General features: G+C 52.0%; 1 protein-coding gene. It reads right to left on the bottom strand.

What is annotated here, in order from left to right:
• Positions 1-281, bottom strand: a 281-nt coding sequence (locus tag FD02_RS11270) for a hypothetical protein (RefSeq protein WP_476703041.1), incomplete at both ends; no start/stop codon positions are given.

Here is a 281-nt window from a genome sequence, read left to right as displayed (position 1 = left end):
GTCGGTGTCGCCGTGGTGCCCTTACCAACATCAGTTGGCTTAGTGGTACCAGCTGGCACATCCGTGCCATTGACTGTGTGACCACCCTTGCCATCAGTAACAACAGTATCGGTTGTGCCATCAGGTTCTGGTACAGAAGTCTTATGAGATGTTGTCTGACCGGTAATCTTCCCGTCCTTATCAACATCAGTAACCGTATGCGTTCCGTCACCATTGTCGTGATCGACTGTCACATTACCGTCAGGCGTGGTCGTCGCAGTGGTGTTGTCACCAACATCGTG

The organism is Lacticaseibacillus nasuensis JCM 17158, from assembly GCF_001434705.1.
Classification (GTDB): Bacteria; Bacillota; Bacilli; order Lactobacillales; family Lactobacillaceae; genus Lacticaseibacillus; species Lacticaseibacillus nasuensis.
The sequence above is the reverse complement of the archived record's forward strand: the minus strand, read 5'-3'. Positions and strand labels throughout refer to the sequence as shown.